The 18,968-nt window shown below is 69.4% G+C and carries 19 protein-coding genes; 8 read left to right on the forward strand and 11 right to left on the reverse strand.

The window, feature by feature from the left end:
* Positions 1-18 precede the first annotated feature (18 nt).
* On the forward strand, positions 19-1,548 hold the full coding sequence (locus ABD648_RS10010; RefSeq protein ID WP_282214807.1) for an FAD-dependent oxidoreductase: 1,530 nt from the start codon (positions 19-21) through the stop codon (positions 1,546-1,548).
* A gap of 9 nt (positions 1,549-1,557) precedes the next feature.
* On the opposite strand, the gene ABD648_RS10015 is transcribed toward ABD648_RS10010, so the two are convergent.
* The 3 genes from ABD648_RS10015 to ABD648_RS10025 all read right to left on the reverse strand — a co-directional run bounded on the left by ABD648_RS10015 (position 1,558) and on the right by ABD648_RS10025 (position 3,655).
* Positions 1,558-2,373 (reverse strand): nitroreductase family protein, encoded by an 816-nt coding sequence (locus ABD648_RS10015; protein ID WP_282214808.1) that lies wholly within the window; start codon positions 2,371-2,373, stop codon positions 1,558-1,560.
* 4 nt (positions 2,374-2,377) lie between these two features.
* Positions 2,378-2,755, reverse strand: coding sequence for a hypothetical protein (locus ABD648_RS10020; protein WP_282214809.1), 378 nt, complete (start codon positions 2,753-2,755; stop codon positions 2,378-2,380).
* A gap of 120 nt (positions 2,756-2,875) precedes the next feature.
* Positions 2,876-3,655 carry a MerR family transcriptional regulator gene (locus tag ABD648_RS10025; protein ID WP_282214810.1) on the reverse strand — a complete coding sequence of 260 codons (780 nt, stop codon included), beginning with the start codon at positions 3,653-3,655 and terminating at the stop codon, positions 2,876-2,878.
* A 153-nt stretch (positions 3,656-3,808) separates the two neighbouring features.
* On the opposite strand from ABD648_RS10025, the gene ABD648_RS10030 reads away from it, so the two are divergent.
* The 4 genes from ABD648_RS10030 (at position 3,809) to ABD648_RS10045 (ending at position 6,696) form a co-directional block, all read left to right on the forward strand.
* The gene (locus tag ABD648_RS10030; RefSeq protein ID WP_282214811.1) at positions 3,809-4,384 is read left to right on the forward strand and encodes a hypothetical protein; all 576 of its coding nucleotides are present in this window, start codon (positions 3,809-3,811) and stop codon (positions 4,382-4,384) included.
* Between the two features lie 157 nt (positions 4,385-4,541).
* On the forward strand, positions 4,542-5,384 hold the full coding sequence (locus tag ABD648_RS10035) for a DUF4097 family beta strand repeat-containing protein (protein WP_282214812.1): 843 nt from the start codon (positions 4,542-4,544) through the stop codon (positions 5,382-5,384).
* A complete protein-coding gene (locus ABD648_RS10040; RefSeq protein ID WP_282214813.1) occupies positions 5,381-6,013 on the forward strand; it encodes a PadR family transcriptional regulator in 633 nt (210 codons plus the stop codon). Before ABD648_RS10035 ends, ABD648_RS10040 begins: the two co-directional genes overlap by 4 nt.
* 110 nt (positions 6,014-6,123) lie before the next feature.
* Positions 6,124-6,696 carry a hypothetical protein gene (locus ABD648_RS10045; protein ID WP_282214814.1) on the forward strand — a complete coding sequence of 191 codons (573 nt, stop codon included), beginning with the start codon at positions 6,124-6,126 and terminating at the stop codon, positions 6,694-6,696.
* A 30-nt stretch (positions 6,697-6,726) separates the two neighbouring features.
* On the opposite strand, the gene ABD648_RS10050 is transcribed toward ABD648_RS10045, so the two are convergent.
* A complete protein-coding gene (locus ABD648_RS10050) occupies positions 6,727-7,275 on the reverse strand; it encodes a universal stress protein (protein ID WP_282214815.1) in 549 nt (182 codons plus the stop codon).
* Between the two features lie 147 nt (positions 7,276-7,422).
* On the opposite strand from ABD648_RS10050, the gene ABD648_RS10055 reads away from it, so the two are divergent.
* Entirely contained in the window at positions 7,423-7,608 is a 186-nt protein-coding gene (locus ABD648_RS10055; protein WP_282214816.1) for a DUF3073 domain-containing protein, read from the forward strand.
* A gap of 64 nt (positions 7,609-7,672) precedes the next feature.
* Here ABD648_RS10055 and ABD648_RS10060 read toward each other — a convergent pair whose 3' ends face one another.
* A complete protein-coding gene (locus ABD648_RS10060) occupies positions 7,673-8,008 on the reverse strand; it encodes an L-rhamnose mutarotase (RefSeq protein ID WP_282214817.1) in 336 nt (111 codons plus the stop codon).
* Positions 8,009-8,066: 58 nt separating this feature from the next.
* Between ABD648_RS10060 and ABD648_RS10065 the strand changes: the two genes are divergently transcribed.
* Positions 8,067-8,867 carry an MOSC domain-containing protein gene (locus tag ABD648_RS10065; protein WP_282214818.1) on the forward strand — a complete coding sequence of 267 codons (801 nt, stop codon included), beginning with the start codon at positions 8,067-8,069 and terminating at the stop codon, positions 8,865-8,867.
* A gap of 118 nt (positions 8,868-8,985) precedes the next feature.
* Here the strand turns inward: ABD648_RS10065 and ABD648_RS10070 are convergent, their stop codons facing one another.
* The 4 genes from ABD648_RS10070 to purM are packed head-to-tail and all read right to left on the reverse strand — an operon-like array spanning position 8,986 to position 14,364.
* Positions 8,986-10,404, reverse strand: a complete 1,419-nt coding sequence (locus ABD648_RS10070) for an HNH endonuclease signature motif containing protein (protein ID WP_282214819.1) — start codon at positions 10,402-10,404, stop codon at positions 8,986-8,988.
* 52 nt (positions 10,405-10,456) lie between these two features.
* Entirely contained in the window at positions 10,457-11,758 is a 1,302-nt protein-coding gene (locus ABD648_RS10075) for an MFS transporter (protein WP_282214820.1), read from the reverse strand.
* A complete protein-coding gene (gene purF / locus ABD648_RS10080) occupies positions 11,755-13,227 on the reverse strand; it encodes an amidophosphoribosyltransferase (RefSeq protein ID WP_282214821.1) in 1,473 nt (490 codons plus the stop codon). The genes ABD648_RS10075 and purF overlap by 4 nt, the downstream gene beginning before the upstream one ends.
* A 6-nt stretch (positions 13,228-13,233) precedes the next feature.
* The gene (purM, locus tag ABD648_RS10085; protein ID WP_282214822.1) at positions 13,234-14,364 is read right to left on the reverse strand and encodes a phosphoribosylformylglycinamidine cyclo-ligase; all 1,131 of its coding nucleotides are present in this window, start codon (positions 14,362-14,364) and stop codon (positions 13,234-13,236) included.
* 86 nt (positions 14,365-14,450) lie between these two features.
* Here purM and ABD648_RS10090 point away from each other — a divergent pair, with 86 nt between their 5' ends.
* Positions 14,451-15,056 (forward strand): zinc-binding alcohol dehydrogenase, encoded by a 606-nt coding sequence (locus ABD648_RS10090; protein ID WP_282214823.1) that lies wholly within the window; start codon positions 14,451-14,453, stop codon positions 15,054-15,056.
* Between the two features lie 11 nt (positions 15,057-15,067).
* On the opposite strand, the gene ABD648_RS10095 is transcribed toward ABD648_RS10090, so the two are convergent.
* Both ABD648_RS10095 and ABD648_RS10100 read right to left on the reverse strand, forming a co-directional pair.
* On the reverse strand, positions 15,068-15,382 hold the full coding sequence (locus ABD648_RS10095; protein ID WP_282214824.1) for a potassium transporter Trk: 315 nt from the start codon (positions 15,380-15,382) through the stop codon (positions 15,068-15,070).
* 152 nt (positions 15,383-15,534) lie between these two features.
* Complete coding sequence (locus tag ABD648_RS10100) at positions 15,535-18,936, reverse strand: HtaA domain-containing protein (RefSeq protein WP_282214825.1); 3,402 nt, start codon at positions 18,934-18,936, stop codon at positions 15,535-15,537.
* Between the last annotated feature and the right edge of the window lie 32 nt (positions 18,937-18,968).

The following is an 18,968-nucleotide window of genomic DNA, read 5'->3' on the forward strand; positions in this document are numbered from 1 at the left end:
AGGGCGTTGACTGAACGCATGAATCCGCTCTGGAAGATCGACACGTCCCCGCTCCTCGGCTCGCCGCTCGAGCCGGGCGCCCAGCACGACGTGGTCATCGTGGGAGCGGGGATCACCGGCCTGACCACCGCGGTGATGCTCACCCGCGCCGGGCTCGATGTGGCCGTGATCGAATCCGGCGACATCGCCGAGCTCGCGACGGGCGGGAACACCGGCAAGCTCTCGCTGCTGCAGGGCAAGCGGCTCGCGGAGATCCGCCGCCACCACCCTGCCGCGCTCGTGCGCGCCTACGTCGACGCCAACCGCCAGGGCATGGAGTGGCTGCTCGCGTTCGCCGAGACCGCGGGAGTCCCGTACACCTGGCGCCCCGACCATTCCTACGCGCAGACACCGGACGGACTCGAGACGCTGCGGGCACAGCACGCGGCCGCCCGCGAGGCGGGGCTCGCGACGAGGATGCTGACCCCCGGCGACCTGGACGCGGCCCCGTTCCCGGCCGCCGGCGCCGTCGCGCTCGACGACCAGGTGACGATCGACCCCGTGACCGTCACGCGCGCCCTCGCCGGCGAGTTCCTCGAGGAGGGCGGGACGCTGCACACCGGCATCCGCGCCACCGGTGTGCACGCACTCCCCTCGCCGCGCGTCGAGACGGCGGACGGACCGGTCTTCGCCGACCACATCGTGCTCGCCACCGGAAGCCCGATCCTCGACCGCGGCCTCTACTTCACCAAGACCAGCGGAATGCGGTCGTACTGCGTCTCGTTCCGGGTGCCCGGCGAGGTGCCGACCGGCACCTTCCTCTCGGTCGACGGTTCGACCCGCTCCATCCGCCCCGTGTCGGAGACCGACGGGCCGGCCGACACGGCGCAGCTCGTCGTCGGCGGCAACGGCCACCCGGTCGGACGCTCGGACAGCGAGGCCGCCGCGATCGACGACCTGGTCTCGTGGACCGCGCAGCACTTCCCCGGCGCGGAGGAGACGCACCGCTGGTCGGCGCAGGACTACACGTCGCACAACCAGATCCCGTTCGTGGGAGCGATGCCCCGCGGGCTCGGCGCGATCCGCTTCGCCACCGGCTACGCGAAATGGGGACTCTCGAACGCTCCGGCCGCCGCGCTGCGGCTGACCGCCGAGATCCTCGGCACGGGCTGGCGCGACCGGCCGCGCTGGATGAACGCGATCGCCACGCGACTGACCGTGCCGGCCGATCTCGCGAAGGGCGCCGTCGAGGGCGCCAAGGTCGCGGCGGCGGCCGCCTCCGGGTGGGTGGGGGCCGAATCACGATCGGTCCCGGTTCCGCGTCCCGAAGAGGGCAGCGGGGTGCGTGCCAACCGGGCCGGAGTCCCGGTCGGGATCTCGACCGTCGACGGCGTCACGCGCGCCGTCTCCGCGGTGTGCACGCATCTCGGCGGGGTGCTGGAGTGGAACGATGCCGAGTGCACGTGGGACTGCCCGCTGCACGCCTCGCGCTTCGCTCCCGACGGCACGCGCATCGAAGGCCCGGCGCTCAAGGACCTCCCGGAGCTGCCCCGCGTGGGCAGCAGCTGACGCCCGACGTCACGCCTCGTGCGGGAGTGTCGGCGCGTCATCCCAGCCCTGCTGGGGAACCTCGCAGTTCTCGCGGAACACGTACTGCGAGGCGAGCTTGCGCTGACTGCTCGACCAGTCGATCGCCGGGCGGCGCTGGTCCGGCGGCAGGTAGCCGAGCCGGTACACGGCCATCAGCTCGAGGTCGTCGGGCACCTTCAGCAGGCTGATGATCTCCTCCCACCGACCGGGCACCTCCATCGGGAAGGAGATGAACTGGATGCCCATGCCGAGCTCGACCGTGGTGAGCCAGATGTTCTCCATCGCCGCGCCCATGCTGAACACCGAGTAGAACGACGAGAGCTGGCCGGGGCGGTACTCGCTGCGATCGAGCATGACCCCCAGAAGCAGGGGCGACCCCGCGACGAGCTTCCGGTTCTCCGATCCCAGTGTCTTCGGCACACCGAACGTGTTCATCAGTGTCTGCCCGCGCTTGGTGAAGACCTGGCTGGTGAAGGGCCGGAGCGCGGCGGGCAGCTTGTCGAACAGCATCCCGCTGCGCTTCTCCTCCATCTCGGCCTCGCTGAAGCGGAAGTACGGCTTGTACCGCTCGAAGAAGGTGCCGTTCGACATCGCCTCGGTCATGCTCTCGCCTGAGATGCGCGCGATCTGCTCGATGGTGTCGCGACTCTCGATCACGACGAATCTCCAGGGCTGGCTGTTCAGCTGCGAGGGAGCGCGTCCCGCCGCTTCCAGCAGCAGGCGCTGGTGCTCCTCGGAGACCGGGTCCGGCAGGAGCGGCCCGTTCGTGGTCTTGCGGCGGCGGATGGCGTCGAGCAGTTCCATGCGTTCACTTCCGGTCGGAGGGCAGGAGCGAGCACACGAGGCCCGCGAGGAGGAAGGGCGCGGCGGCGAGCGCGACGAGCGGATGCCGACGGCTGTGCGTTCCGAGGTACGGGATCGCGGCGAGCGGCGCGGCGGCGGGCGCGAGCAGCAGGGCTGCGCGACGGCTCGCTCCGCGCGGTCTCGCCCAGAACAGCCCGCCGGCCGCAGCGGCTGCTGTCGTCGCGCACGTCGCGATGTAGAGCGCGTGGTGCACCCACCGGAATTCGGAGGTGTCGACGGCCCGGGTCGCGACAGCCGTGCCGAGGGCGGCGTTGGCGGTGTACGCGATCGCCGCGGCGACGAACAGCGGCGCAGCGTTGCTGCGCTGCGCCCGTTGCCTCATGTCCCGACCATACGCCCCACCTCCCGGTGCCGAGCCACCCCCTTGCGTGCCAGCGGCCCCTTTGCGTACGACCACAACGGGGTGGCTCGTACGCAAAGGGGCCGCGGGTGGGACGAAGCGCTACAGATTCGCCTCCGCGTAGATGCGAAGGGCGTCGCGGACGAACTCCGCGCCCTGAGTGCCGCCGGATGCCGTCGCGTAGTTCGCGCCGAAGCGCGGGTCCGCGACGTACATCTCGCCGAGACCGATCACGTAGCCCTTCACGTCGCCGCCGGGGACCGCCGCAGGCGTGCCGGGCACGCTCGTCAGCCACTCGACGTGACGACGGGCGACGTCCTGAGCCTCGGCGGATGCCGGGTCGATGCCGCTCTCCGCGGCGGCGATCCAGTCGCGCCCGAGATCGGAGACGCGCTGCTGCCAGTCGGCGCGCTCGGCATCCGTCATGCCCCGCCACCAGCGGTCGCTGTCGGCGTAGGCCTTCTTACCCCAACGATCCTCGACCTCCTCCTTGTACTTGGTGTGGTCGAAGCCGTCGAACATGTTCTCTGCCATGAGTTCTTCACCTCCTCTCAATGCGTCGATGGTGGATTCGACGGACGCGATCTGACGCGCCAGTCGGGCCTGCTCCTCGCGCAGCAGCGCGAGATGGGTCTGCAGGGCGGATGTCTCCGCGCTCTCCTTCGCGAGGATCCCGGCGATCTGCGGCAGCCCGAGGCCGAGGTCCCGCAGCAGCAGGATGCGCTGCAGGCGCACGAGCGCCGGGGCGTCATAGTGACGGTAGCCGTTGGGCGCGATGCGTGTCGGCGGCAGCAGTCCGATGTCGTCGTAGTGTCGCAGCGTGCGGCTCGTGGTTCCTGCGAGTCGTGCGATCTCCTGGATAGACCAGTCCTTCTGCTCCATCTGCATCCTCCTTCCGTTGTCGATATCTCGACTCTAGAAGTTGACGTTGCGTCAAGGTCAACTGCGCTTGTGGAATTTGTTCCACATTCGCGCGACTAGCCTGTTCAGGGCGCCGGATGAGCTGCCGCCCCAACTCGCCGGAGGTACTGACGCATGCCCGAAATCGTTCAGAAGACGACGATCGGCCTGAGCCGACGCACGATTCTGCAGGCATCGGCATGGTCGATCCCGGTGATGGCCGTCGCCGTCGCCACGCCTCTCGCGGCCGCGAGCACCGCGATCGATCTCGAGCTCGTCGCGCGGCCCGGTGGCGATCGCATCGGGGGCACGAACCCCGAGGGAACGCAGGCTGTCGACCTCACGCTTCCCTTCACGTACGACGCGACGAGCGCGGGAGGGCCGGTCGCGAACGCGACGCTGGTCGTCAGCTTCGACACGCGCCTGATCGACGACCCCAGCGTGAGGATCGACGGTTTCCCGGCGCAGCAGATCGCGACGGAGCTCTCCGGCACCACGCGCACCGTGACGTTCTCGCTGCCGTTCGACATTCCGGGCAACGGCGACACCATCCCGATCCAGCCCTCGTTCGCCGTCGTGAACCGGACCGCCTGGGTTCCGGATGCCGCCGACTACGTCGTCACGCTGCTCGGTCCGGGCAGCCGCCTCGACCTCAACCCATCGAACAACACGGTGACCATGGCGCCGCAGTACGGCGGCCCGCCGGTGTGATCGACACGCGATCCCTGTCGTAGAAGAGGCGCTCCCGCATCCGTCGAGAGCGCCTCTCGACATTCACACAGGAAGTTTCGTTGACAAGATCGAGATATATCGTGTTACTCTCGATACACACGATATATCTCGATCCCCCGACACAGGAGAAGCAGACATGACCGAGAAGTGGCTCATCGCCCCCGGCGAGGAACGCGTCATCGACATCGAATCCATCAGCCGGCTGAAGGTCGGCCTCGTCGGCGGCCAGGTCGACATCGTCGCGCACGACGAACCCGGCATCCGCATCGAGGTGCACGGCGTCACCACCAAGGACCTCCGCATCGAGTCCCACGACGGCGAGGTCGAGATCGACCACCCGCAGCTCGGCTGGGACAACTTCCTCGAGGTCTTCCGCAACTTCGGCTCAGGCGGACCCCGGGCCGAGGTGAGCGTGGCCGTCCCGCGCTCGATCGCCCTGAACCTCGGCGTCGTCAGCGCCGGCGCCCTGGTGTCCGGCATCCGAAACGACGCCCGGCTCAACACCGTCTCCGGCGACATCATCGTCGACACCCTCATCGGCGACCTCAACGTCAACTCCGTCTCCGGCGATGTGCAGGTGCGCGGACTCACCGGTTCGATCACCGCCAACAGCGTCTCGGGCGATGTCGCCGTCACCGGCGCCGTGCGCAAGGCGACCGTCGACATCGTCTCGGGTTCGACGCTCGTGGACGCTGCCGGCGATGTGAACACCATCTCCGTGAACTCGGTCTCGGGCGGCACCACCGTGCGGCTCGACGAGTCGCTCGCCGCGAACTACGTGATCCGCTCGCTCAGCGGACGCCTGCTCATCGACGGCGTGGAGCGCAGCTCCTCCGGCCCGAGCAACTACACCGGCACGACCGGCGAACTCGCGGGGCGCTTCGTCGACCTCCGGGCGAACTCGGTGTCGGGCGGCGTCACGGTGCTCCGCCGCGCACCCGAATCGATCACGAACGACGCGGAGTGGGAGGAATCATGAGCCCCGCCGTCTTCTCTCACGGCGACCTGCGTCTGTACCTTCTCTCGCTGCTCGCCGAGGCGCCCCAGCACGGCTACGGCATCATCCAGTCGCTCACCGACCGCACCGGGGGCACCTACACCCCCAGCGCCGGCACCATCTATCCGCGACTCGCGAAGCTCGAGGAGGAGGGCCTGGTCTCGAAGACCGTCGACGGACGCACCACCATCTACGCGATCACCGATGCCGGCCGCGCCGAACTCGCGTCTCGTGAGGGCGACCTCGCCGGCATCGAGGCCGGCCTCACGGACTCGGTGCGGCTCATCGCGAACGAAGTGCGCCAGAGCGTGCAAGAGGCCATGAAGAGCCTCCGGGCCGATCTCGCCTCGGCGGAACACGACGAGCGCTCGGCCGCGAAGAGCCGACCGCGTGCCGCCTCGGACGACGCCCGCATCATCAGCCGCGAAGAGCTGCACCGTGCGGATGCCGTCGTCAACGCCTTCCGCGCCCGGGTGCGGACCGACCTGCGCACGCACGTGGCGAAGGGCGGCTCGCTCCCGGCATCCGTCGTCAGCGAACTCGAAGACGGATTGGATGCCGCGGCGCACGCGGTGACCCGCGCTCTCGACACCCTCCGCCCCGGCCACTGACGGGGCGGTCAGAGAGGCCCGGTGTCCGTCGCGGACACCGGGCCTCTCTGCGCCGGAGCAGCAACGGCCTGTCACGCGTCGAGATCGCCGAGGTGCCATAGCCTGACGGCATGAGGACGATGACGAAGCCGCTGCCTTTCTTCGTGGTGATCGCTACGGCGCTGGTGCTCGCCGGATGCAGTCCTGCTCCCTCCACCGGCGGAGAGAGCGCCCCTCCGACCGCAGAGTCCTCTGCCACGCCGACCCCGAGCGCCGAACCCACCCCTGAACCCACCGACACCTCGGTCGGCCTGCCGACGCCCGAGAGCATCAGCTGCGACACGATGCTGGATCCCCTGGTCGACCGTGTCCTGCGCTCCACGCAGCTCATTCCTGCGGCGAAACCATGGACGCAGTTCGGATTCGAGCCGACGGGCGCAGCGATCGAATGCCCGTGGGGATACGAGGGGCAGCCTCACGCCGTGACCTACTTCGCCTGGGCGGCACTCGGCGAGGGCGAAGGCGAGACGTTCCTGGCCCTCACGGCGGAGAACGGTTATGGGACGACCGAGACCGAACAGGGAACCTGGGTGACGGATCCCGGAAGCACCCCGGGAGAGCTCTCCGGGATCCTCGTCACCGACGGCTGGGTCGCGTTCGCTCCCACCGCCGAACTCATCCCGGCGATCCTCTGGACCCGTTGACAGGACGACGGCGCCGCTGAGCGGAAGAACCTACACGGTCTCCGGCCAGATCTCCTTCTGCGAGTCCGGCACGGACTCTCCGAGCGGAACGACAAGTACGGAGCGATGCTGCCGATGTGTGAGCCGCGCCGCCACCGAACCGGTGAAGAACTCCCTGATCGACTCGCCGATGCCCCGCTTGCGCGTGCCGACCACGATCAGCGAGGCGTCGAGCTTGTTCGCGAGCTGCTTGATCGCCAGCGCGGGATCTCCCACCAGCTGGCGCGCGGTCCAGGTGAGGCCGGTGCCGTCGAGCAGGGACGCGGCTGACGCCTGCACGGCTTCGAACTCGGCCACCCCCGCGACGAAGTTGATGTCGATGGGGGCGGAGTGCACATAGCCATCCGGGTCCTCGTAGGTGACGAATCGCGTGACGTCGACATGGGCGACGACGAGAGGCGCGCCGAGCAATCTGGCGAAGCGGACAGCCTCGTCGATCACGTGCCGATCCTGATCCGGTTGCATGCCGACGATGACGGCCTTCTGCAATGCCGCGTTCTGCGAGGCCTCGTCGGACGGAGTGGAGGTGCTGTCGGTCATGAGATCGCTCCGTTCACCAGCCTGGCGTCAGCCAGAGGGTCGTACCCGCGTGCTATTCTGAATGCTACTCTTACCGGCTTCATCCGGTGTCGTGAAATGCGTCGGGCCTCAGTAGCCCGCAGCTGAAATCGTGAGGGGGTCTGGCGTATGGGCCGTGGCCGTCAGAAGGCGAAGCACACAAAGATCGCCCGCGAACTCAAGGCGTACAGTCCGTCGGTGAACTACTCCGCGCTCGAGCGCGAGTTGGCTCACCCGACTGACGAAGACGCCTACGTCGACAAGTGGGCCGACGAGTACGCAGACGAAGACGAGGACGAGCTGGAAAAGGCCTGACCGCCTGTTCCGTCGTCCTGCCCCCGTGCGACCCACGGGGGCTTCGTCGTGTCCGCGATCGGGGTCAGGTCTCGCTCGACCGCTGAGTCTCCAGCGACCACACCTGTTCGATCGGCAGGAACCCGTCCTCCCCGTCCGGGCCGTGGAAGCCCTCGACGAAGCGCCCGATATCGGCCTGCCATGCGGCGTTCGCGGGCGCGGCGTCGACGATGCGCATCGCCCCGTCGAAGTCGTCGCACTCGACCAGGTGGAACAGGTTCCTTCCCGACCGCCAGATGATCCAGTCGTGGATGCCGGCTTCGGCGAACAGGTCGCGCAGATCATCGGGGATCCGCGCGTGATGCGATCGGTACTGATCGACGGCTCCGTCCGCGATGACCGAGTGCAGGGCGATCCGCATGGTTCCTCCTAGCCGGTGACCCCGGCGACCGTGTGATGTGACCTGCGAGAATCATTTCATGGCTCGTGTCGTTGCTCTCTACCGTCACCCGATCAAGGGGTTCACCCCCGAATCCCGTGAATCGCTCACCGTGCAGGCGGATGGCAGGGTCGCCGGCGACCGGGTGCTCGCGTTCCGCTTCGCCGATGCGGTCACCCCGGAGGATGACGGCGGTCTCGACTACTGGCCGAAGTCCAAGGGCCTCGCTCTGCAGGATTTCCCGGCTTTGGCCGCGCTGCGCACGAGCTATGACGATGCGTCAAGGCGTCTGAGGGTCGAACACGACGGCAGTGTTCTCGCGGAGGCGGTCATCGACGATGACGGCCGGGCCGAGCTCGTGTCGGCGGTCACCGACTTCGTGCTCTCCACTCGGGAAGGCCGACGGCTGCAGCGTCCTGGGCGACTCCCTCTCGTCCTCGTGGGCGACGGGGAGACGTCGAGATTCCAGGATCGTGCGCGCGGGTACGTGTCGGTGCACAGCCACGGCAGCACTCGGGCTCTGAGCGACGCGCTGGATCTTCCTGCCGACGACCGTCGCTTCCGCTCCAACATCGTCATCGACGGCGTCGCCCCGTGGGCGGAACTCGACTGGGCGGGCGAAGTGCGCATCGGCAGCGTGACGTTCCGGACGGCCGGTCCCATCGTGCGCTGCCTGGCGACGCACGCGAACCCCGACACGGGCGTGCGCGATGCGAAGGTCCTGACCACCCTCACCAAGGCATTCGCGCAGGACGAGCCCACCCTCGGACGACTGCTGCTCCCCGCGGACGAATCCGCGGAGGGTGTCGTGCGCCTCGGCGACGAGGTGCTCGCCGCCTGACGCACCCGCGGCGGGCGAGCTCACCCGCGCACGCGACCTGTCGGACGAGCCCGGGTCGTGCTCTCCCGTCGAGCTTCGCGTCGCGCTCTCGGTTCGCGCTCTCGGTTCGCGCTCCCTGTCAGACGAACATGACACGCGAGGTGGGTCGGTCGGTGTAGTCGCGGCCGAGGGGGCTGTGCCAGGTGATGGTGCCGTCGCGTTGCTGCTGGGCGGTCCACCGGTGCGTGTCGGGGATGTCGGGGTGTTTGAGGGTGTGGTGGCGGCGGCAGAGGTGGGCGAGGTTGTCGATCCGGGTCTTGCCGCCTCGGGCGTGGTCGTGGTTGTGGTCGATGTCGCACCGGTGCACGGGCATCCGGCAGCCGGGGAACCGGCAATGCTGATCCCGGGCACGCAGGAACCGCCGCATCCCCTCCGTCGGGGTGTACGTGTCGGTCTGAACGACCATTCCGTCCGGGTCGAGGAACAGGCGCGACCACCCGGTGTTCCGTCCGGCGAGATCCCGGGCGATATCGGGATGTATCGGCCCGTACCCATCGAGCTCCGCCGGCCGGTCATCGGCACCGGCGAGGGTGGTCCCGGCGACGGTGACCTGGATGCGCCCGTGGATGTTGTCCAGCCCGCCACCCTGCACGGCACTCGGGTCAGCGGTGAGCAGGAGGTCGGCGAACAGATCCGCCTGCACCTGATCCCACGTGCGCGTGTCCGCGGGGACATCTTCCGTGTCTGAATCGGTGTCTGTCTCGGGGTCGGTGGCGAACGTGTCGTCGCTGAAGATCTTGCCCTCGTCGCGGTTGGCGTCGCAGCCCTCGTCGGTGCGGGGCTCGTCGGTGCGGGGCTCGTCGCCCGGCGTGGCACCGGGAGCACGGCCAGTGCGGTTCCGGATCACCTGTCGGGCCATCTGCGCCAACCGGTCCGCGATCGCGACCGCGAGCCATTCCGGCAACACCGCCGTCAACAACGCCAGCCCGTCACCGACCGAGCGGACCGTCACACCCCGCTCCGAGGCCGCCCGCTTGTGCCGGTCCGTGACCGTCTCCCCGACCAGCGCCGCCGCAACCTGCTTCGCATCCGCACCGGTACGGGCAGCGGTCTCCCGTTCCGCGAATACCAGCACCGCCGCCTCATACAGCCCCATCACGCCGGCATCCGCCTTCTTGTTGCGGATCGCCTCCGCCACGATCGCACTCGCCCGCACGATCTCCCGCACATGAGAGGCACTGATCCGCCCCGCCGCGAACGCCTCCCACACCGCGGGCAACTCGCCACTCACCGTGCGGGCGTCCGTGAACGCGAACTCGATCGACCCCTGAGGGATCCGCCCCGCGGCCGAGAACTCCGCGACCATCGACCGGTAGATCGCATCCCGATGAAACGGACTCCCCGCCACATCCGCATCGTGGATGGAGATCTGCTCCACCATCAGCCCCATCGCCTCGCACTCCAGCACCGCGATCTGCCGCTTCTTCTCCACCCACGCATCCAGCACACGACCACGCTCCTCGAGATCGAGGTCGAAATCCGTCCGCCGCTGTGCCATACCCCCAGATTAGAACATGCGTTCGAATATGGCAGCATACTAGCTACGGACATCACCAGCGACCGCGGCGACGCTCCCACTCGTCTTCGATCGTGCGCCGTCGGCCGGCGACGATCCCGGCGGGGATGGACAGCACGAGCACGGCCGCGACGACGAAGATCGGCACCTGCCACCCGGCTGTCGTCTCGTGCAGCATCCCGATCAGCAGGGGGAAGACGGCGGCGATCGCGTAGCCGATGCTCTGCACGAAGCCGCTCAGCGCGACAGCGCTCTCGGGCGTGCGTGCGCGGATGCTCAGCAGCACGAGGCTCAGCGGGAACATGATCGCCGAGAGTCCGAAGATGCCGACCCACAGCGGCAGCGCCACGGTCGGCACGAACAGGAATCCGGCCAGGCCCACCAGACCGCCGATCACGCCGACGAAGAACAGCGGACGCGTCGCCTGGTACTTGACGACGAGGACCGGCACGATCATCGAGCACGGCAGACCGACGAGGGCGAACAGGGAGAGCAGCAGTCCGGCAGTCGCGGGGGTGACTCCGCCGATGTCGACCAGCATCGTCGGCATCCAGGCGAACGAGACGTACGCCATGGTCGACGACGTGCCGAAGACGAGCGCGAGCGCCCAGGCCAGCGGCAGCCGCCACAGCCGGGCGAAGTACCGCGGGTTCGCCGGAGCCGTCGAGATCGGACCGGTCGCGACCGCCACGGCATCCTGCATGTCATGGCGTCCGTCGGTGGGATCGATGTCGTCGTCCTCGACCGGCGCGACCATCGGGGAGCGACGCTCGCGCAGGGCGAGCGTCACCCAGGGCAGCAGCGAGACCGCCGCGACGACGCCCCACATGCCGAGCGACAGGCGCCAGCCGAGCGAGTCGGCGACCGGCACGGCGACGAGCGGCGGCAGGAACGTGGAGATCGCCAACGTCGTGGAGTAGACCGTCATCATCAGGCCGATGCGGTCGGGGAAGTACTTCTTCACCAGGGGCGGCAGCAGCACGTTCCCGGAACCGACGCCCGCGAAGACGAGGGCGGTCGACGCCAGGAGGGTCACGGAGTCGACCGTAAACCCGCGCAGCAGCATCCCGGCCGCCATCAGCGCGATGGCGGTCACCGCGACGCGCTCCAGCCCGAAGCGCCGCTCGAACAGCGGGGTGAGCAGCCCGAAGACCGCGAAGCACACCGGCGGCGCGGCCCCGATCAGACCGACGACGACCGGCGAGACGGGGAAATCCTCGGCCACGTGGTCGATCACCGGCGACAGCGAGGCGACGGCGGATCGCAGCGAGAACGCGACCAGCACGATCCCGACGAGCGCGAGAGCCCTCCCCTGCCAGAGCGGCCTCGACGTCACGAGGTCTGCGACCCCTCCACCCAGGCGAGGTATTCGTCGGAGACGGTGCCGGTCACGTAGCGGCCGTCGAAGCAGCTCATGTCGAGATCCGTCAGGACGGAGCCCTCGATGATCGCGGCCTTGAGGTCTTCGACCTCCTGGTACACCAGGTGGTCGCAGCCGAGCTCCTCCGCGATCTCCGGAATGGTCCTCCCGTGCGCGATGAGCTCGTGCCGCGACGGCATGTTGATGCCGTAGACGTGCGGATGCCGGACCGGCGGCGCCGCGGATGCGAAGGTGACCGAGGCGGCTCCGGCATCCCGAGCCATCTGGATGATCTCCTTCGACGTCGTCCCGCGCACGATCGAGTCATCGATCAGCAGGACGTTCTTGCCCTGGAACTCGGTCGACATGGCGTTGAGCTTCTGTCGCACGCTCTTCTTGCGCACCGCCTGCCCCGGCATGATGAAGGTGCGGCCGACGTAGCGGTTCTTGTAGAAGCCCTCGCGGTACTCGATGCCGAGCTTGCGGGCGACCTCCATCGCGGCGGGGCGCGACGAGTCCGGGATCGGCATGACCACGTCGATCTTGTCCATCGGCACGTGCTTGGCGATCGTGTCGGCGAGGCGGTCGCCCATGCGCAGGCGCGACTCGTACACCGAGATGCCGTTCATGACGGAGTCGGGGCGGGCGAGGTAGACGTACTCGAAGGCGCACGGAGCGAGGTGCACCTCCGATGCGCACCGCTTGCTGAACATCTCGCCGTCGTTCGTGATGAAGACGGCCTCGCCCGGCTCGACCTCGCGGACGACCTCGTAGTCGCCGTTCTCGAGCACGAGCGACTCGCTCGCGACGACCCACTCGTCGCGCCCCTCCGCGCCCTCGACGGTCGACGGGCGACGCCCGAGGATGAGGGGACGGATGCCGAACGGATCGCGGAACGCGAGCAGGCCGTAGCCGGCGATGACGGCGATCACGGCGTAGGCGCCCTCGATGCGCGCCTGCGTGCGGGCGACGGCTTCGAAGACGCGCTCGGAGTCGAGGTCGACGGTCGAGGTGGTCGCCTGCAGCTCACCGGCGAGCACGTTGAGCAGCAGCTCGGTGTCGCTCGACGAGTTGAGGTGACGACGGTCGCGCTTGGCCATGTCGGCGGTCAGCTCGCGCGTGTTGGTGAGGTTTCCGTTGTGGATGAGGATGATGCCGTACGGGGCGTTCACGTAGAACGGCTGCATCTCCTCCTCGTTCGAGGCGGTGCCCTTCGTGGCGTAGCGCACATGGCCGAGGCCGACGTTGCCGAGCAGCGCACGCATGTCACGCGTGCGGAACGCCTCGCGCACCATGCCCTGCGCCTTCGCGTTGTGCATGACGCCGTTGGCTTCCGCCGTGGCGATGCCCGTCGCATCCTGGCCGCGATGCTGCAGCAGCAGGAGTGCGTCGTAGATGTCCTGATTGACCGGGGCGGACCCCACCATTCCGACGATGCCGCACATGGGCTCTTACTTCGCTCCGTCCGCGTAGGCGCCCACCAGGCGCACTGCTCCACCGTCGACGCCCTTGGCGCCCTGTTCGAACTCTCCTGCCGGGCGGCTGCCTGCCGCGCCGCCCTCGAAGTGCACCGTGCCGACCTGCCATGCGGGCATGCCCTCGGCGCCGAGCGCCGCGATCGCGGCATCCTTCTTGTCTGCGGCGATCACGGCCAGGAAGCCGATGCCGAGGTTCCAGGTGCCCTCGGCAGACTCCAGCGTCGACCCGGCGATGTCGCTGAGCACGCGGAAGACCGGGCTCGGCGACCACGTGCTGCGGTCGACCTCGGCCCAGGTGCCCTGCGGGAGCACGCGCGCGAGGTTCGCCGCGATTCCGCCGCCCGTGACGTGGCTGAGAGCGTGCACGCCGCCCGACAGCCCCTCGATCAGACGCAGCAGGGGAAGCGTGTACAGGCGGGTCGGCTCCAGGAGCGCTTCGCCCCACGTCGTGCCGAGGTCCGCCGCGTTGTCCCCATAGGAGATCCCGGCACCGGTGATGATGTGACGCACGAGAGAGAAGCCGTTGGAGTGCAGTCCGCTGGAGGCGACGGCGATGACCGCGTCGCCGTCCTGCACGCGCTCGGCGCCCAGGATCGCGTCGGCCTCGACCACACCCGTGGCCGCACCGGCCACGTCGTAGTCGCGGGGGCCGAGGAGTCCGGGATGCTCGGCCGTCTCGCCGCCGACGAGCGCCGTGCCCGTCGCGGCGCACGCCTCGGCGATACCGCGGACGATGTCGGCGATGCGCTGCGGGAACACCTTGCCGCAGGCGATGTAGTCGGTCATGAAGAGCGGCTTCGCGCCCACCACGACGATGTCGTCGACGACCATGCCGACCAGGTCTTGGCCGATCGTGTCGTGCTTGTCGATCGCCTGCGCGATCGCGACCTTCGTACCGACGCCGTCGGTACTGGTCGCGAGCAGCGGACGACGGAAGTCGCGCAACGCGCTGGCATCGAACAGGCCGGCGAATCCGCCGACACCGCCGAGCACTTCAGGGCCGTGCGTCGCGCGCACGGACGACTTCATCAGCTCGACGGCGAGATCACCTGCAGCGGTGTCGACGCCAGCTTCGGAATAGGGATTGGTGGGGGAGGCAGCCACGCCTCCAGCCTACCGCCCGCGGGCACCTCGACTCTCCGCTGGAACAGAGCTCGGACGACGGCCCCGCTCCCGCCTACGATGGGGCCATGGCCGACAAGCCGCAGTGGCTCATCCGCGAAGACGCGAGCGTTCCGGTGCTCGTCGCGCTCGCGCTGCGCCAGACGCTCGGGATCCGGGCCCCGGAGGACCTCCCGAGCCTTCGCGAGCTCGCCGTGCGGGCGCCGGACGCCACCGACGCGTCCGCCGCCGTCGAGGCGCAGTGGCGGGACTACTGGGACATGACCGTCGAGCCGCGCGCCCACCCGTCAGGGGTGCCGCTCGAGCTCGTCGACGGCTTCGACACGCTCGTCGCGCTGCCTGCCACCGGAGCGGAGGAGCTCACTGCGGCGGTCGCCCCGCACGGGGAATCCGTCCTCCGCTATGCGCGGGCCGCCCACGATCGCTATGTGAACTCGATGAAGAGCCACACCGGCGGCGACGCGTACCGCGCCTACGCGAGCGCCATCGCCGAGTTCGAGCGCGAGGTCGGACGCCGGGCGCACTCGTTCGAGTTGAACGTGCAGGTGCTGCCGTTCTCGCAGCGCGGCATCTGGTGGGTCGGCGCCCTCACGGTCGCGGTGACAGACGGGCTCCGGCGCGATGTCGTGGCGTTCGACGCCGCGATCCGTCCGGTGATCGCCGAACTGGCCTAGTCGGCGACCGATCAGTCGGTCTCGACGACGGTCTCCCGGTCGACCTTCACGACGCGATCGTGACGGCGCGCGACGCGCTCCATGATGATGCCGACGACGCCCCCGAGCGCGAGACCGATCGGCACCGTCCACAGCAGCAGGAAGCCGAAGACCTGACCGGGCGGGTAGACGACGTCGAGCGCCTGCGACTGCTCGAAGCTGCCGCTCCAGGTCAGGATGGCGGCCGCGATGATGCCGACGACCACGCCGATGCCCATGAGCACGCCGTAGCGAGGCACGCGACGCACGGTCGCCTCGACGGTACGGTGGGTGTCGGTGGTGGCCATGCCTCCATTGTCCCACCGTTCTGCAGGGCACGACACCGGATGTGCGGACGGGCTCACCTGTCGGTCGAAGGAACGGTTGCAGGTCGAAATCGTCGATTCCGACCTGCAACCGTGATCCGGACCTGCAGGGGTGCCGCTGCGGCCCGATCGGATCAGACCTCGGTCGTCACCTCGGCGGCACCGCTCGTGCGGCTGCGGCGGCCGATGAGCACCCCGCCCGCGGCGGCGAGCGCGACGACGACCAGGCCGCCGACGATCCACGGCCACACCGGGGCACCCTCCGCGGCTGCCGGTGCGGTCACGGCCGTGACCGCGGCGGTCGCGTCGGACTCGTCCTCGGCCGGCACCCCTGATCCGCACTCGGCATTCACCGGGATCACCGCGGTGACCGGGTCGAGCGCCTCACCCGCGGCATACGTGCCGAACGCCGCCGCACCGGCCGCGGTCAGAGTGGTGGGCACGGCGTCGAGCGACAGCGCCCCGTCGACGACCGCGGCATCCGCCAGGGCGAACTCCGCCAGGCGGACGCCCTTCTGGTCGACGCTCGCGCCATCCTGCGTCGTGCCGGTCACGTCGAACACGAGGTATCCGGCGTCGCCGGCGAGCTCGATCCGCGCGTTCGCCAGCGTCGTGTTCAGCGCACCCTCGTGGCCCGTGAAGGCGATCGCGCCGCCGAAGGTCACGAGCCCGGCGAGCGTCTTGTCGTCGAACGAGCCGGCGCCGGAGTCCCAGACGTAGTCCGGGTACTGGTACGCCACGTCGGTGAGCGTCCATCCGCCCTTCGCGATGCCCTCGATGTACGTGCGGAACGACTCCTTGTAGCCCCACTTCAGCGTCGCACCCTCCACCGTGCAGGCGCCGATCACGGTCGCCGCCCGGTTCAGCGTGAAGGCGAGGCCGCGGTCGACGGATCCCTGCAACGTCAGCGTGTGCGCCCCGTCCTCGAGGCTGGCGGGCAGCGTGCCCGACCAGGTCGCGACGCCGGTGGCATCCGCCTTCACGGTCTCGAGCAGCATCGGCGTCGAGTAGACGACGACCTGGATGCCCTCCTCGTTCGGCTGGAAGCCCGCGGCGGCGACGGTCGCCGCCTTGCCCGCTCCCAGCGCGGCGAGGTTCTTCTCGTCGATCACGATCCCCTCGGCGGAGGGAGGCGTGGCCGGGAGGGTCGGCTTCTTCGTGACGGATGCCGCGGCGATCGTGCCCGACGTTCCAGCGGGCGCCGCCGATGCGGAGCCGATCGTGAAGCTGACCGGGTTGAGCGTGGTCGAGTTGCCCGAGAGAACCCGGTCGCGTCCGGCATCCGTCAGCGCAGCAGGAGCCGCGGTGTAGCTCACGGCACCGTTCGCCGTCGTGCGCACGGCATTCCCCAGGTCGAGCGTCGCGAAGGCCACCTGCGCCCCGCCGCTCGACACGAACAGCGTCGCACTGTTCGAGGACGTGACGCGGATCACCGGGTCGGAGAGCGTGATGTCGAGCACCCCGTGATGGCCGGTGAAGCGCACCGAGCCCCGATAGACGACGCTGCCGACACCGGTCGCGACGTCGAAGTCGCCGCCGACGGACTGACCGAACTGGAACTGTCCGCCGGAGCGCGTCGCGCCGCCCGACACGGAGATCGAGCCCTGCGCGATCGGACCGGTGACGTAGTCGGCGAAGGACGAGGAGATCGCCCAGCGCAGCGAGCCGCCGGGGACGTTCGCCGGCGGCGTGACGGGGGTCACAGGCGGCTTCGGCTCCTCCGGCTTCTTTCCGAGCAGCGCGTCCCACTGCGCCTCGGTGATCGTGACCGTCGAGCGCGCGAGGATCGTGTCGGCTTTCGGGAGGGTGTGCTGCTTCCAGACGATCACCTCATACGTCTTCGTCCGGTCGAGCGTGACGGCGGCCGTCGTGAGGTCGACGGAGAACGTCTCGAAAGCGATCCTGGGGACGTACTTCATGGCGAGGAAGCCGCCGCCGGCGGTGACGCCCGCCTCGGTGCCGGCCTCGATAAGCGCGACGTACGCGCCGGGATTCGTGCCCATCTCCGAGCCGGCGGCCGTGACCGTGAGACCATCCGCAGCGGTGGCGGTCTTGACCGTGGTCTCGACCATCGGCACCTCGACAGGGAACAGGACATCCCAGTCGGCGTCGCTGATCGCGACCGCGCCACGAGCGAGGATGGTGTCGGCATTCGGCATCGTGTGCTGCTTCCACACGATCACCTCGTAGGTCTTCGTGCGGTCGAGCTTGTCGACCGGAGCAGTCAGGTCGACCGAGAACGCACCACCGGAGATCCCGCGCACGTACTGCATCGCGAGGAAGCCGCCGCCGGCGGTGACATCCGCCTCGGTGCCGGTCTCGATCAGCGCCGCGTAGACGCCGGTGTCGCTGCCGAAGCCCGTTCCCGTGACGGATGCGGTGATGCCGGGCTCGGCCGTCGCGAGGGCGGCCGAGATCGCGAGCTTCGGCGGGATGACGTAGTTCAGGGCGACGCTGCGCTCCTGGTCGGCGTTCACGACGCCACCGGCCCCGTAGGTGTAGACGCCGTAGGAACCGGGGGCGGCCGCGGCATCCTTCAGCGTGAGCGTGGCCTGGAACGTGCCGTCATCGGCGAGCGCGACCCACTGCGCGCGGATCGCGCCCTGATACTGCGCCGGCACCTGATCCAGCACGGACTCCGAAAGGGCCCATCCCTGCGCACCGACGGAGCGTGTCGCGGATGCCGCGCCGCCGGACGGCTGCCAGTTCGAGGCGAAGTTGCCGAAGACCACGTAGGTGCCCTGGGGGAGGTTCGCCGGGATCGGCGCCCCGCGTCCGCCGACGTTCGCGGTCGGGTCGTAGCCCGAACCCTTCACGACGATCGTGTCGCCGGCCTGGAGCACGGTGTCCGCCACCGGGGTGGTGCCGTCACCGAGGAAGACCTCGAGCGACGCGGATGCCGGGGGCGTGGTGCCGGGATCCGTGCCCGGGTCGGTACCCGGATCGGTCCCCGGGTCCGTGCCCGGATCGGTGCCGGGGTCCGTGCCCGGATCAGTGCCGGGATCGGTCCCCGGGTCCGTGCCCGGGTCAGTCCCGGGGTCAGTCCCGGGGTCGGTGCCCGGCTCCGCGCCGAAGACGGCATCCCACTGCTCCGCGGTGATCTCCACGTCGCCCCGGGCGTAGATCGTCGTCGCATCCGGGTTCGAGTGCTGCTGCCAGACCAGCACCTCGTAGGTCTGAGTGCGGTCCAGCGATCCGGCGGGAGCCGTGAGCGTGAACGAGGTCGCCCCGCCGCTGACCGAGGGGAACGGCATCGCGAACGCCGCGTATCCGCCGCCCGCCGAGATCGAGCCCTCGGTGCCCTTCACTATGAGCGCGGCATATGCGCCGGCGACGTCCGGGAGCCCGGATGCCTCCACCTGCACGGTCACACCCGCCGTCGAGGCGTCCGTGACGCTCGCGCCGACGCTGCCGTCCGCAGCGTGCGCGGGGGCGGCGACCACTGCTCCCGCAGCGACGAGGAGGAAGGAGACGAGAGCGGCGATGAGCACGCGAAGGCGGCTGCTCGCTCGAAGGGGAATGGCTGTGTCGTTCACGGGTTCTCTCCGGACCCCGGGGCACGCGGACA

The sequence above is a fragment of the Microbacterium luteolum genome (assembly GCF_039533965.1).
GTDB classification, from domain to species: domain Bacteria; phylum Actinomycetota; class Actinomycetes; order Actinomycetales; family Microbacteriaceae; genus Microbacterium; species Microbacterium luteolum.

Coding starts and splice junctions, on each gene's coding strand:
- ABD648_RS10010 (WP_282214807.1), top strand. CDS start 19: ATGAATCCGCTCTGGAAGATCGACACGTCCCCGCTCCTCGGCTCGCCG.
- ABD648_RS10015 (WP_282214808.1), bottom strand. CDS start 2,373: ATGGAACTGCTCGACGCCATCCGCCGCCGCAAGACCACGAACGGGCCG.
- ABD648_RS10020 (WP_282214809.1), bottom strand. CDS start 2,755: ATGAGGCAACGGGCGCAGCGCAGCAACGCTGCGCCGCTGTTCGTCGCC.
- ABD648_RS10025 (WP_282214810.1), bottom strand. CDS start 3,655: ATGGAGCAGAAGGACTGGTCTATCCAGGAGATCGCACGACTCGCAGGA.
- ABD648_RS10030 (WP_282214811.1), top strand. CDS start 3,809: ATGCCCGAAATCGTTCAGAAGACGACGATCGGCCTGAGCCGACGCACG.
- ABD648_RS10035 (WP_282214812.1), top strand. CDS start 4,542: ATGACCGAGAAGTGGCTCATCGCCCCCGGCGAGGAACGCGTCATCGAC.
- ABD648_RS10040 (WP_282214813.1), top strand. CDS start 5,381: ATGAGCCCCGCCGTCTTCTCTCACGGCGACCTGCGTCTGTACCTTCTC.
- ABD648_RS10045 (WP_282214814.1), top strand. CDS start 6,124: ATGAGGACGATGACGAAGCCGCTGCCTTTCTTCGTGGTGATCGCTACG.
- ABD648_RS10050 (WP_282214815.1), bottom strand. CDS start 7,275: ATGACCGACAGCACCTCCACTCCGTCCGACGAGGCCTCGCAGAACGCG.
- ABD648_RS10055 (WP_282214816.1), top strand. CDS start 7,423: ATGGGCCGTGGCCGTCAGAAGGCGAAGCACACAAAGATCGCCCGCGAA.
- ABD648_RS10060 (WP_282214817.1), bottom strand. CDS start 8,008: ATGCGGATCGCCCTGCACTCGGTCATCGCGGACGGAGCCGTCGATCAG.
- ABD648_RS10065 (WP_282214818.1), top strand. CDS start 8,067: ATGGCTCGTGTCGTTGCTCTCTACCGTCACCCGATCAAGGGGTTCACC.
- ABD648_RS10070 (WP_282214819.1), bottom strand. CDS start 10,404: ATGGCACAGCGGCGGACGGATTTCGACCTCGATCTCGAGGAGCGTGGT.
- purF (WP_282214821.1), bottom strand. CDS start 13,227: ATGTGCGGCATCGTCGGAATGGTGGGGTCCGCCCCGGTCAATCAGGAC.
- ABD648_RS10090 (WP_282214823.1), top strand. CDS start 14,451: ATGGCCGACAAGCCGCAGTGGCTCATCCGCGAAGACGCGAGCGTTCCG.
- ABD648_RS10095 (WP_282214824.1), bottom strand. CDS start 15,382: ATGGCCACCACCGACACCCACCGTACCGTCGAGGCGACCGTGCGTCGC.